The sequence below is a fragment of the Streptomyces sp. NPDC033165 genome (genome assembly GCF_055577965.1).
This window is the reverse complement of sequence record NZ_JBVIPK010000008.1, coordinates 156,702-169,230: the sequence shown is the minus strand read 5'-3', so window position 1 is coordinate 169,230 and position 12,529 is coordinate 156,702. Positions and strand designations below refer to the sequence as shown.

Sequence of the window (12,529 nt, the reverse complement as noted above, 5' to 3'; positions counted from 1 at the left end):
CACGAGACCCGGTGACGGAGCCGAAGGACCCTAGTGAGACGGTCCATTGGCCCAGGTCTCCGCTCTGCGGACCGGGCCTACGCTCGTCCATGACGACGCCCCATTCCTCCCCAAGACCAGTGGAGCTGCCGCCATGCAGTCCGACATGCGCGAAGTACTGCGCATCGCCGCCCCCACCGCCGCGGTGGGCGCCATCGCCACGCTTGTCGGCGGCCTGCTCGCCGGTGGCAAGGGGGCGATCGGCGCCGTGGTGGGCTGCGTGGTGGTCATCCTCTTCATGGCCCTCGGACAGCTGGCGTTGCAGTGGGTCGCCAAGTCCATGCCCCACCTGTTCCAGGGCATGGGGCTGATGGTCTACTCGGTCCAGCTCGTGCTCCTGCTCCTGCTGATCATGGGCATCAGGGACACGTCGCTCTTCGACCTCCAGGTCTTCGCCCTCACGCTGGTCGCCTCGGTGATCACATGGATCATCACGCAGACCGTGCTGCATGCCAGGAGCAAGACCCTGTACGTGGATCCGGAGGCGGAGAGCCGGAACGCCCCGGGCGGAACCGAGGACAAGCATGACCAGTAGGGCCGGGATAAAGCCCTGTTCGACATGCTGCTATCGTCCGGTCTCGGTTGCGGTACTGCGGGCGCGGACAACACGGCTGTCGCCTGATTCATCGCGAGGCTTCGGGCCCGGCCGCCGCCTCCTCACCGTAAGAACCCAGTCCGGTGCCGACCTGCGGCTGCCAGCCGCTCCGATACAACGAGGTAGCCGTATCCATGCGCCATGCAGAAGGAGCTCCTGGTGACTGCTGACGCCCAGACGCTCGCTTTCGAGGTTGACTGCCACCTGTTCCAGGGTTCGTGCGGATTCCCAGCCCCGAGCGCGTGGTCGTTCATTTTCGACCCGATCTTCAGTGTCGGTCCGGTCGACTTCAACAAGCCGATGCTGCTGGCGATCATCGGAACGATCGCCATCCTGAGCCTGTTCTGGGCCGGCTTCTCCAAGCCCAAGGTCGTTCCGGGCAAGCTGCAGATGGTCGCCGAAGCCCTCTACGACTTCGTGCACCGGGGCATTGCCAAGGAGATCATCGGCAAGAAGGGCGAGCCCTTCGTTCCGCTGCTGGTGTCGCTGTTCTTCTTCATCTGGGTGATGAACCTCTGGGCGATCATTCCGATCGCGCAGTTCCCGGTGACCTCGCTGATCGCCTACCCGATCGGACTGGCCCTCCTCGTGTGGGCCACCTACATGACGGTGACCTTCCGGAACCACGGTTTCGTCGGAGGCATCCGCAACCTGTGCGTGCCGAGCGGCCTGCCCAAGCCGATCTACGTGATCCTGACGCCGATCGAGTTCGTATCGAGCATCTTCGTGCGCCCCTTCACGCTGGCGGTCCGACTCTTCGCGAACATGTTCGCCGGTCACATCCTCATCCTGGTCTTCACGATCGCGACCTGGTACATGCTCGGCACCGTGCTCGGCACCGTGTACGCCACCGCGTCGTTCGCCGTGACCCTGGCCCTGACCGTCTTCGAGATGTTCATCCAGGCGCTCCAGGCCTACGTGTTCACCGTGCTGACCGCCACGTACTTGTCCCAGGCGCTCGAAGAAGCGCACTGAGGACACCCGGGCCACCGCCCGGACACCCCTTAGTCGTCCGGTGGACGCAATCTCCACCGGCCAATCAAGAGAAGGAATCACAGATCCATGTCTGAGACTCTCGCAGCCGTTGTGGGCAACGTCGGCACCATCGGTTACGGCCTCGCGGCGATCGGCCCCGGCGTCGGTATCGGCATCATCTTCGGTAACGGTGTGCAGGCCATCGCCCGCCAGCCCGAGGCCGCCGGCCTCATCCGCCAGAACATGCTGCTCGGCTTCGCCGTCATCGAGGCCCTGGCCCTGATCGGCTTCGTCGCGCCCTTCATCTACCCGAAGTAGTCCAGGCGACCTGACGATACGTTTTCGACGAAAGGTCCACCATGTTGCACTTGGCAGCTGAGGAGCCGCAGTCACCGCTGCTGCCGGTCTGGCCCGAGATTCTCATCGGCCTGATCTGCTTCAGCATTGTCTTCTTCGCTTTCTACAAGAAGCTCCTCCCGGCCATCAACAAGGCCCTGGACGAGCGTCGTGAGGCGATCGAAGGTGGCATCGAGAAGGCCGAAGCGGCTCAGACCGAGGCCCAGAGCGTTCTTGAGCAGTACAAGGCTCAGCTCGCCGAGGCCCGCCACGAGGCCGCTCGCCTGCGCCAGGAGGCGCAGGAGCAGGGTGCCGTCATCATCCAGGAGATGAAGGCGGAAGGTCAGCGGCAGCGCGAAGAGATCATCGCCGCCGGCCACGCCCAGATCGAGGCCGACCGCAAGGCTGCGGCTTCCGCACTCCGCCAGGACGTCGGCAAGCTCGCCACCGACCTGGCCGGCAAGCTCGTCGGCGAGTCCCTCCAGGACCACGCCCGGCAGAGCGGCACCGTCGACCGTTTCCTCGACGAGCTTGAGGCGAAGGCCGAGGCCGCCCGATGAACGGCGCGAGCCGCGAGGCACTGGCTGCCGCACGTGAGCGTCTCGACGCGCTGACCGACAACACGTCGGTCGACGCGGCGAAGCTCGCCCAGGAGCTGGCTTCGGTCACCGCACTGCTCGACCGCGAAGTATCCCTGCGCCGGGTCCTCACCGACCCGGCCCAGAGCGGCGAGAGCAAGGCCGAGCTGGCCGCCCGCCTGCTCGGCGGTCAGGTCGGCGGCGAGACCGTCGACCTGGTCTCCGGTCTCGTCCGGTCCCGCTGGTCGCAGTCGCGCGACCTGGTGGACTCGGTCGAGGAGCTGGCGAACACCGCCGACCTCACCGCCGCCCAGCGCGGCGGCGCCCTCGACGACGTCGAGGACGAGCTGTTCCGGTTCGGCCGGATCATCGGCTCCGACCAGGAGCTGCGGTCCGCGCTCACCAGCCGTACGGCCACGGCCGCCGCCAAGAGTGAGCTGCTGCGCAGCCTGCTCGGCGGCAAGGCGCAGCCGGTCACCGAGCGGATCATCGTCCGCCTGGTGACCCAGCCCCGTGGACGTAGCCTGGAAGCAGGGCTGGACACGCTGTCCAAGCTCGCCGCGGAGCGCCGGGACCGCATGGTCGCCGTCGTCACCTCGGCGGTGCCGCTCAGCGACCGGCAGAAGCAGCGCCTCGGCGCCGCCCTGGCGAAGCTCTACGGCCGCGAGATGCACCTGAACCTCGACGTGGACCCCGCGGTCCTCGGCGGGATCTCGGTGCGCGTCGGTGACGAGATCATCAACGGCACCGTTGCGGAGCGCCTCGACGAGGCGACCCGTCGCATCGCCGGCTGACACAGCGCAGCGCAAAAGAACACGCAAGACCAGCGGCCCGGTTGGGCCGTGCAGAAACTGCAGAAGATTCCTGGGGGTCGGCCCCCAGACCCCCTTAAGAAACTTCGGGCCCAACAAGGAGAGCAGGGAACCCAGATGGCGGAGCTCACGATCCGGCCGGAGGAGATCCGGGACGCACTGGAGAACTTTGTCCAGTCGTACCAGCCGGACGCGGCCTCGCGCGAGGAGGTCGGTACGGTCAGCGTTGCCGGCGACGGCATCGCGAAGGTGGAGGGCCTGCCCTCCGCCATGGCGAACGAGCTGCTGAAGTTCGAGGACGGAACCCTCGGTCTCGCCCTCAACCTTGAGGAGCGCGAGATCGGTGCGATCGTCCTCGGCGAGTTCAGCGGCATCGAGGAGGGCCAGCCGGTGCAGCGCACCGGTGAGGTGCTCTCCGTCGGCGTCGGCGAGGGTTACCTCGGCCGTGTCGTCGACCCGCTCGGCAACCCGATCGACGGTCTCGGCGAGATCGAGACCGACAGCCGCCGCGCCCTAGAGCTGCAGGCCCCTGGCGTCATGGTCCGCAAGTCGGTGCACGAGCCGATGCAGACCGGCTACAAGGCCGTCGACGCCATGGTGCCGATCGGCCGCGGCCAGCGTCAGCTGATCATCGGCGACCGTCAGACGGGTAAGACCGCTCTGGCCGTCGACACGATCATCAACCAGCGCGACAACTGGCGCTCGGGCGACGTGAACAAGCAGGTGCGCTGCATCTACGTCGCCATCGGTCAGAAGGGTTCCACCATCGCCTCCGTGCGTGGTGCGCTCGAAGAGGCCGGTGCGCTGGAGTACACGACCATCGTCGCCGCCCCGGCGTCCGACCCGGCCGGCTTCAAGTACCTGGCGCCGTACACCGGTTCGGCCATCGGCCAGCACTGGATGTACCAGGGCAAGCACGTCCTGATCATCTTCGACGACCTCTCGAAGCAGGCCGACGCCTACCGCGCCGTGTCCCTGCTGCTGCGCCGCCCGCCGGGCCGCGAGGCCTACCCGGGTGACGTCTTCTACCTGCACTCGCGTCTGCTGGAGCGCTGCGCCAAGCTCTCCGACGAGATGGGCGCCGGTTCGATGACGGGCCTCCCGATCGTCGAGACCAAGGCGAACGACGTGTCGGCGTTCATTCCGACCAACGTCATCTCCATCACCGACGGCCAGTGCTTCCTGGAGTCCGACCTGTTCAACGCGGGTCAGCGTCCGGCGCTCAACGTCGGTATCTCGGTCTCCCGAGTCGGTGGCTCGGCCCAGCACAAGGCCATGAAGCAGGTCTCCGGCCGGCTTCGCGTGGACCTCGCCCAGTACCGCGAGCTGGAGGCGTTCGCCGCCTTCGGTTCCGACCTGGACGCGGCCTCGAAGGCCTCGCTGGAGCGCGGTAAGCGCATGGTCGAGCTGCTGAAGCAGCCGCAGTACGCCCCGTTCCCGATGGAGGAGCAGGTCGTCTCGGTCTGGGCCGGCACCACGGGCAAGATGGACGACGTCCCGGTCGAGGACATCCGTCGCTTCGAAGCTGAGCTGCTGGAGTTCCTGCGCCGTGAGCGCAAGGACCTCCTGACCAGCATCGCCGAGGGCGGCAAGATGTCCGACGACACGCTGCAGTCGGTCGCCGACGCGATCGCCGCCTTCAAGCAGCAGTTCGAGACCTCGGACGGCAAGCTCCTGGGCGAGGGCTGATCGATGGGCGCTCAGCTTCGCGTTTACAAGCGCCGCATCCAAGCCGTCACCGCGACCAAGAAGATCACCAAGGCGATGGAGATGATCGCCGCCTCGCGCATCGTGAAGGCGCAGCGCAAGGTGGCGGCATCCATGCCGTACGCGACCGAGCTCACCCGTGCGGTGACCGCGGTGGCGACCGGCTCCGACGCCAAGCACCCGCTCACCACCGAGGTCGAGGTCCCGACCCGGGCCGCGGTCCTGCTCGTCACGAGCGACCGCGGTCTGGCCGGCGGCTACTCCTCCAACGCCATCAAGGCCGCGGAGCGGCTGCGGGAGCGCCTTGCCGAGGAGGGCAAGGAGGTCGACACGTACATCGTCGGCCGCAAGGGTGTCGCGTACTACGGCTTCCGCGAGCGCAAGGTCGAGGACTCCTGGACCGGCTTCACCGACAACCCGGCGTACGCCGATGCCAAGCGCATCGCCGCCCCGTTGATCGAGGCCATCCAGAAGGACACGGCCGAGGGCGGCGTCGACGAGCTGCACATCGTCTTCACGGAATTCGTGTCGATGATGACGCAGAACGCGGTCGACAACCGGATGCTGCCGCTTTCGCTCGACGAGGTGGCCGAGGAGAGCACCCGCAAGGGTGAGATCCTTCCGCTGTTCGACTTCGAGCCGTCGGCCGAGGACGTCCTCGACGCCCTTCTGCCGCGCTACGTCGAGAGCCGCATCTACAACGCACTGCTGCAGGCAGCCGCTTCCGAGCACGCTGCCCGCCGCCGCGCGATGAAGTCGGCGACCGACAACGCCGGGGACCTCATCAAGAGCCTGTCCCGGCTTGCCAACGCGGCCCGACAGGCCGAAATCACCCAGGAAATCAGCGAGATCGTCGGCGGTGCCAGTGCTCTGGCCGACGCGACCGCGGGGAGTGACAAGTAATGACGACGACAGTTGAGACGGCCGCTGCCACGGGCCGCGTCGCCCGGGTCATCGGCCCGGTCGTCGACGTGGAGTTCCCCGTCGACGCGATGCCGGAGATCTACAACGCCCTCCACGTCGAGGTCGCCGACCCGGCCGAGGACGGCGCCCGCAAGACGCTGACCCTTGAGGTCGCCCAGCACCTGGGTGACGGCGTGGTCCGCGCGATCTCGATGCAGCCCACCGACGGCCTGGTCCGCCAGGCCCCGGTGACCGACACGGGCGCGGGCATCACCGTCCCCGTCGGCGACATCACCAAGGGCAAGGTGTTCAACACCCTCGGTCAGATCCTGAATGAGCCGGAGGCCGAGGCGCAGATCACCGAGCGCTGGCCGATCCACCGCAAGGCCCCGGCCTTCGACCAGCTTGAGTCGAAGACCGAGATGTTCGAGACCGGCCTGAAGGTCGTCGACCTGCTGACCCCGTACGTCAAGGGCGGCAAGATCGGTCTGTTCGGTGGTGCGGGCGTCGGCAAGACGGTCCTCATCCAGGAAATGATCATGCGTGTGGCGAAGCTGCACGACGGTGTGTCGGTGTTCGCCGGTGTCGGTGAGCGCACCCGTGAGGGCAACGACCTCATCGACGAGATGACCGAGTCGGGCGTTCTGGACAAGACCGCGCTCGTCTTCGGCCAGATGGACGAGCCGCCGGGCACGCGTCTGCGCGTCGCTCTGTCCGCCCTGACCATGGCGGAGTACTTCCGCGATGTGCAGAAGCAGGACGTGCTGCTCTTCATCGACAACATCTTCCGCTTCACGCAGGCCGGTTCCGAGGTCTCCACGCTGCTCGGCCGCATGCCGTCCGCGGTGGGTTACCAGCCGACCCTGGCCGACGAGATGGGTGTGCTCCAGGAGCGCATCACCTCGACGCGTGGTCACTCGATCACCTCGATGCAGGCGATCTACGTCCCCGCGGACGACCTGACCGACCCGGCCCCGGCCACCACGTTCGCCCACCTCGACGCGACGACGGTTCTCTCCCGTCCGATCTCCGAGAAGGGCATCTACCCGGCCGTGGACCCGCTGGACTCCACGTCCCGCATCCTGGACCCGCGCTACATCTCGCAGGACCACTACGCCGCGGCCAGCCGCGTCAAGGGAATCCTGCAGAAGTACAAGGACCTCCAGGACATCATCGCGATCCTCGGTATCGACGAGCTGGGCGAGGAGGACAAGCTCGTTGTCCACCGTGCCCGTCGCGTCGAGCGCTTCCTGTCGCAGAACACCCACGCCGCCAAGCAGTTCACCGGCCTGGACGGTTCGGACGTGCCGCTCGACGAGTCGATCGCCGCGTTCAACGCGATCTGCGACGGTGACTACGACCACTTCCCGGAGCAGGCGTTCTTCATGTGCGGTGGCCTGGACGACCTCAAGGCCAAGGCCAAGGAGCTCGGCGTCTCCTGAGCCCCCGGCTCACCGAGGGGGGGCGGGTGTGTCCCGCCCCCCTCACCACGCCCCGTAGAATTGACCCAACACCCGGCATCGACCGCCGGGTGGTGACCCGAGGAGCCACCCTTGGCTGCTGAGCTGCATGTCGAGCTGGTCGCCGCGGACCGTAGTGTCTGGTCCGGCGAGGCCACCCTGGTCGTCGCGCGCACCACGTCCGGCGACATCGGCGTCATGCCCGGTCACCAGCCGCTTCTCGGTGTGCTGGAATCGGGCCCGGTGACGATCCGCACGAGTGAGGGCGGCACTGTCGTCGCCGCCGTGCACGGTGGATTCATCTCGTTCGCGGACGACAAGCTGTCGCTGCTGGCCGAGATCGCCGAGCTGGCGGACGAGATCGATGTCGAGCGCGCCGAGCGGGCGCTGGAGCTCGCGAAGTCGGAGGCGGACGCCGCTGCCCAGCGGCGTGCGGACGTACGACTGCGCGCGGTGGCGGTGCGCTAGCACCCCGCTGACAGATGTTTTTACTCAGCCGCGGCCCGAGCTGGAGCAATCCAGCCGTGTCGCGGCTGAGGCGATGCAGGTGCAATACGTATTTCGGTATCCGTTACTCGACGATGCGAGGAGGTCGGTGGAGATGGTCCTCGCGTTGTGGGTGGGCGTGTCCGTCGTCGTACTGGTCCTGTTGGGGTTGTTCGTCTTCGGTCTGCGCCGGCGGCTGATCCAGCGGTCCGGTGGGACCTTCGACTGCAGCCTGCGCTGGGACGTGTCCGAGGAGCCCGACTCCCTGGGCAAGGGCTGGGTGTACGGGGTCGCCCGCTACAGCGGTGACCGCGTCGACTGGTTCCGGGTCTTCTCCTACGCTCCTCGCCCCCGCCGGGGCCTGGAGCGTTCTGCGATCGAGGTGATCGCCCGCCGGCTGCCGGAGGGCGAGGAGGAGCTCGCGCTGCTCTCCGACTCCGTCGTGCTCGGCTGTCTTCACCGGGGGACGCGCCTGGAGCTGGCGATGAGCGAGGACGCCCTGACCGGCTTCCTGGCCTGGTTGGAGGCGGCACCGCCCGGCCAGCGGGTCAACGTCGCGTAACGGTCGCGCACCGAGCGAGAACGTACGCGTACACAGCGAAAAACCGGGGAGACGGGGGGCGGACCCGTCTCCCCGGTGCTTTTCCGGGGTGGTGCGTGCCGTTACGGCGTGGGGATCACTCCAGCGGCTACTGGAGACCGCTGTCGATCGCGCTCACCAGTTCACCGTTGGCGGTGTCACCGGAGAACTCCCAGAAGAACGCGCCTCCCAGGCCCTGGTTCTTCGCCCAGGTCATCTTGGAGCCGATGGTGGCCGGGGTGTCGTAGCTCCACCAGTTGTTGCCGCAGTGGGCGTAGGCCGTGCCGGCGATGGTGCCGGTGGCCGGGCAGGTGTTCTTGAGGACCTTGTAGTCCTCGATGCCCGCCTCGTACGTGCCCGAGGCCGCGCCGGTCGCCGTGCCGCCGGGCTCGGACTGGGTGACGCCGGTCCAGCCGCGGCCGTAGAAGCCGATGCCGAGGAGGAGCTTCTTGGCCGGGACTCCCTTGGCCTTGAGCTTGGCGATGGCCTCGGAGGAGGTGAAGCCCTCCTGCGGGATGCCGGTGTACGGGTTCAGCGGCGAGTGCGGGGCCGTCGGGCCCTGCTTGGCCCAGGCGCCGAAGAAGTCGTACGTCATCACGTTGTACCAGTCGAAGGACTGGGCGGCGCCCGCGTAGTCGGTGGCGTCGATCTTGCCGTCGGCCGAGGCGTCCGCGGTGATGGCGGCGGTGACCAGGTTGTCGGGGCCGAACTTCGCCCGCGTGGCGGAGGCCAGCTTCTTCAGCGCGTCCGGGCCGCTGGTGTCACAGGTCAGGCCGCAGGCGTTGGGGTACTCCCAGTCCAGGTCGATGCCGTCGAAGACATCGGCCCAGCGGGGGTCCTCGACCAGGTCGTAGCAGGACTGGGCGAAGGCGGCGGGGTTCTGCGCGGCCTGGGGGAAGCCGCCGGACCAGGTCCAGCCGCCGAAGGACCAGAGGACCTTGATGTGCGGGTACTCGGCCTTCAGCTTGCGCAGCTGGTTGAAATTGCCGCGCAGCGGCTGGTCCCAGGTGTCGGCGACGCCGTCGACGGACTGGGCGGCGGTGTACGCCTTGTCGTAGTCGGCGTACGCGTCACCGATGGTGCACTTGCCGTTCTGCACGTTGCCGAAGGCGTAGTTGATGTGCGTGATCTTCGCGGCGGAGCCGGACGTCACCAGGTTCTTGACGTGGTAGTTGCGCCCGTAGACGCCCCAGTTGGTGAAGTAGCCCAGGTTGATCTTGTCGCCGACGGGCGGCTCGCCGCCTCCGCCGGTGGTGCGCACGGAGACGGAGCCGGAGACCGGGCCGGTCTGGTCGGCGGTGTCCCGGGCCTGCACGGCGTAGGAGTAGTCGGTGCCCGCGGTCAGGCCGGTGTTGGTGTAGGTGGTGCCGGTGACCGTGGCGACCTTCGCCCCGTCGCGCAGCACGTCGTAGTTCTTGACGCCGTTGTCGTCGGTGGCCGCGCTCCAGCTGAGCTTCACCGAGGTGTCCGTGACATCGCTGGTGGTCGGGGTGCCGGGGGCGGAGGGCGGGTTGTCGCCCGGGACGGTGCCGCCGTCACAGGAGGCGCCGTTCAGCTTGCAGCCCGAGGGGGAGCCGGAGCCGGTGCCGTTGAAGCCGAAGCTGACGCTGGCGCCGGGGGCGATGGTCCCGTTCCAGGAGAGGTTCTTGGCGGTCCAGTGGTTGCCGCTGCTGGTGACGGCGGCGTCCCAGGCGGAGCCGACCGCGGTGCCGGAGGGGAAGTCCCACTCGATCGTCCAGGAGGAGAGCGAGGTGGTGCCGGTGTTCTTCACCGTCCACTGGCCCTCGAAGCCGCTGCCCCAGTCCGATTTCTTGGTGTATGTGGCAGTGGCCGACGTGGCCGCCGAGGCGGGGGAGGCGAGACCCACCATCGCGGCCAACGGGACGACGAGCGCGGTCAGGCCCGCCACGACCTTGGATCTGCCGCTCCGGGTGGGTATCCATCGGAATCGGGAACGGCGTTGGGGGGTTTCAGTGCTCAACGGTGCTCCTCGGGTGAGGTCCAACAAACGGGGGTAATTCGTGGACTGCAAACCCTGCGCCGCCCTGAGTACGTAGTGTTCCCGTACTCACCGCAGTGTGTTTCGGTGACAGTAGGAAGGTCTGGACCAATCGTCAAGAGGTCCAGACCTTAGATGGGGGAATGAGAGGCGGAAGCGGGTCAGATGCCCAACTCCTGTGCCAGGACGGCTGCCTGGACCCGGCTGCGCAGCTCCAGCTTCCCGAGCAGCCTGCTGACGTGGGTCTTCACCGTGGCCTCCGCCATCGACAGCCGCAGCGCGATCTCCGCGTTGGAGAGGCCCTCGCCCAGACACCCCAGCACCTCGCGCTCCCGCCGGGTCAGTGCGTCCAGTACCGCCGGATCGGCCGCCTCCCTCGCACGTACGGGCGTGGCCCCGGCGAACTCCGCGATCAGCCTGCGGGTCACGGCCGGGGCGATCAGGCCCTCGCCGCGCGCCACCGTCCGTACCGCCTCCAGCAGGTCGCGGGCGTCGGTGTTCTTCAGCAGGAAGCCCGAGGCCCCGGCCCGCAGCGCCCCGAACACGTAAGCGTCGAGGTCGAACGTGGTCAGGACGAGGACGTCCGCCAGCTCCTCCGCAACCACCTGCCGGGTCGCCGACACTCCGTCCAGCCGAGGCATCTGCACATCCATCAGCACGAGATCCGGGCGGAGTTCACGCGCCAGGCGGACCGCGGCCTCGCCGTCCCCCGCCTCCCCGACGACCTCGATGTCCGGCGCGCTGGAGAGGATCAGCACCAGCCCCGCGCGCACCGCCGACTGGTCCTCCGCGACCAGGACCCGGATCGTCATTCCCTCATCATCCTTTCCCGTACGGGCAGTTCGGCCCGCACCCGCCAGATCCTGGTGCCGTCGGCGGCAGGCCCCGGCCCCGCCTCGATCGTCCCGCCGAGCAGCGCGACCCGCTCCCGCATGCCCACGAGCCCGGCCCCGGACCCTGGCGCCGTGGGGCCGGGGCGCTCCCCGAACACACTGGTCACCCCGACCGTCAGCAGCTCCCCGGTCCGGCCGAGGCGCACCACCACCGGGCCCGGCGCCGCGTGCTTGAGGGCGTTCGTCAGGGACTCCTGAACGATCCGGTACGCGGCCAGCTCCACCGGCGTCGGCAGCGGGCCGGAGCCCGCCGCCCGGGTGTCCTCCAGGGTGCAGGTCAGCCCGCTGGACACGGCGTTGGTGTTCGCCTGCTCGACCAGTACGTCCAGTGCGGCGAGCGTCGGCGCGGCGGCCGGGGCATCGCCCTCGCCGCCCTCGCGCAGCAGCCCGATCAGCCGCCGCATCTCCGCGAGCCCCTCCACGCTGTTCTCCCGGATCACCCCGAGGGCCCGCCGCGAGGTCTCCGGGTCGTCGATGGACAGGGCCGCCGTGGAGTGGATCGCCACGGCGGAGAGGTGGTTGGCCACCATGTCGTGCAGCTCCCGGGCCATCCGGGCCCGCTCGGCGACCACCGCCTGCGTCCGGTCCAGCTCCGCCAGCCGCGCGGTCTGGTCGGCGGCCAGCCGGGCGGCCTCGGCGGCGGCGCGGTGGTTGCGCACGCTGACCCCGGTGATCGCCGGGACGAAGGTGACCAGCCCCGTGACGACACCGATCAGCAGCGCCTCGGGCCTGCGGAACCAGGCCAGGAAACCGATCGTGGACGCGACGGTGACCAGGAGCGTGGCCACCGGGAGGCGGCGGGCCGCGGCCGGGGTCCCGTACAGCACGGCCGCGTACATCACGTCCGTGAACATCAGGACGGTCGCCAGACTGCCCCGGGTGAACTGGTCCGCGATCAGCGCGAGTGCGCCGAAGGCCAGCGCCGTGCGCGGGGCGCTGCGGCGCAGCAGCTCCATCGCGGCCATCACGGTCAGCGGTACGAGCGCGATCCAGGGTGCGGAGAAGGGGCGGCCGCCCTGGGTGTGCAGGCCGAGCCGCCACAGGAGCAGCCCCCCGAGCAGCCCGCAGACGGCGAGGAGCATATCGTCGCGGTGGGGGCGGAGCCAGGTGAACACCTCTCCATCCAACACGCCGCGCGGACGCCTGGCCTCCCTTCGCGGACCGAT

Annotated in this window: 13 protein-coding genes; 10 read left to right on the top strand and 3 right to left on the bottom strand. The window is 68.5% G+C overall.

The window, feature by feature from the left end; translation table 11 throughout:
• Positions 1-133: 133 nt before the first annotated feature.
• The 10 genes from ACZ5WC_RS20555 to ACZ5WC_RS20510 all read left to right on the top strand — a co-directional run bounded on the left by ACZ5WC_RS20555 (position 134) and on the right by ACZ5WC_RS20510 (position 8,453).
• A complete protein-coding gene (locus tag ACZ5WC_RS20555; RefSeq protein ID WP_096626837.1) occupies positions 134-574 on the top strand; it encodes a hypothetical protein in 441 nt (146 codons plus the stop codon).
• Positions 575-775: 201 nt separating this feature from the next.
• On the top strand, positions 776-1,609 hold the full coding sequence (gene atpB / locus ACZ5WC_RS20550; protein ID WP_311121548.1) for a F0F1 ATP synthase subunit A: 834 nt from the start codon (positions 776-778) through the stop codon (positions 1,607-1,609).
• 87 nt (positions 1,610-1,696) lie between these two features.
• The gene (atpE, locus tag ACZ5WC_RS20545; RefSeq protein WP_006127588.1) at positions 1,697-1,927 is read left to right on the top strand and encodes an ATP synthase F0 subunit C; all 231 of its coding nucleotides are present in this window, start codon (positions 1,697-1,699) and stop codon (positions 1,925-1,927) included.
• Positions 1,928-1,968: 41 nt separating this feature from the next.
• Entirely contained in the window at positions 1,969-2,505 is a 537-nt protein-coding gene (locus ACZ5WC_RS20540; RefSeq protein WP_096626835.1) for a F0F1 ATP synthase subunit B, read from the top strand.
• Positions 2,502-3,317, top strand: coding sequence for a F0F1 ATP synthase subunit delta (locus ACZ5WC_RS20535; RefSeq protein WP_468542144.1), 816 nt, complete (start codon positions 2,502-2,504; stop codon positions 3,315-3,317). Before ACZ5WC_RS20540 ends, ACZ5WC_RS20535 begins: the two co-directional genes overlap by 4 nt.
• A 135-nt stretch (positions 3,318-3,452) precedes the next feature.
• A complete protein-coding gene (gene atpA / locus ACZ5WC_RS20530; RefSeq protein ID WP_096626833.1) occupies positions 3,453-5,024 on the top strand; it encodes a F0F1 ATP synthase subunit alpha in 1,572 nt (523 codons plus the stop codon).
• A 3-nt stretch (positions 5,025-5,027) separates the two neighbouring features.
• Positions 5,028-5,945 carry a F0F1 ATP synthase subunit gamma gene (locus ACZ5WC_RS20525; RefSeq protein WP_096626832.1) on the top strand — a complete coding sequence of 306 codons (918 nt, stop codon included), beginning with the start codon at positions 5,028-5,030 and terminating at the stop codon, positions 5,943-5,945.
• Positions 5,945-7,387, top strand: coding sequence for a F0F1 ATP synthase subunit beta (atpD, locus tag ACZ5WC_RS20520; RefSeq protein ID WP_096626831.1), 1,443 nt, complete (start codon positions 5,945-5,947; stop codon positions 7,385-7,387). Before ACZ5WC_RS20525 ends, atpD begins: the two co-directional genes overlap by 1 nt.
• 111 nt (positions 7,388-7,498) lie before the next feature.
• The gene (locus tag ACZ5WC_RS20515) at positions 7,499-7,873 is read left to right on the top strand and encodes a F0F1 ATP synthase subunit epsilon (RefSeq protein ID WP_096626830.1); all 375 of its coding nucleotides are present in this window, start codon (positions 7,499-7,501) and stop codon (positions 7,871-7,873) included.
• 133 nt (positions 7,874-8,006) lie between these two features.
• Positions 8,007-8,453, top strand: a complete 447-nt coding sequence (locus ACZ5WC_RS20510; protein ID WP_311122994.1) for a DUF2550 domain-containing protein — start codon at positions 8,007-8,009, stop codon at positions 8,451-8,453.
• A 127-nt stretch (positions 8,454-8,580) separates the two neighbouring features.
• Here ACZ5WC_RS20510 and ACZ5WC_RS20505 read toward each other — a convergent pair whose 3' ends face one another.
• From ACZ5WC_RS20505 to ACZ5WC_RS20495, 3 genes are all read right to left on the bottom strand, one after another.
• Entirely contained in the window at positions 8,581-10,452 is a 1,872-nt protein-coding gene (locus tag ACZ5WC_RS20505) for a glycosyl hydrolase family 18 protein (RefSeq protein WP_468542143.1), read from the bottom strand.
• Positions 10,453-10,631: 179 nt separating this feature from the next.
• Complete coding sequence (locus ACZ5WC_RS20500; RefSeq protein ID WP_311121550.1) at positions 10,632-11,282, bottom strand: response regulator transcription factor; 651 nt, start codon at positions 11,280-11,282, stop codon at positions 10,632-10,634.
• Positions 11,279-12,478, bottom strand: coding sequence for a sensor histidine kinase (locus ACZ5WC_RS20495; protein WP_468542142.1), 1,200 nt, complete (start codon positions 12,476-12,478; stop codon positions 11,279-11,281). The genes ACZ5WC_RS20500 and ACZ5WC_RS20495 overlap by 4 nt, the downstream gene beginning before the upstream one ends.
• Between the last annotated feature and the right edge of the window lie 51 nt (positions 12,479-12,529).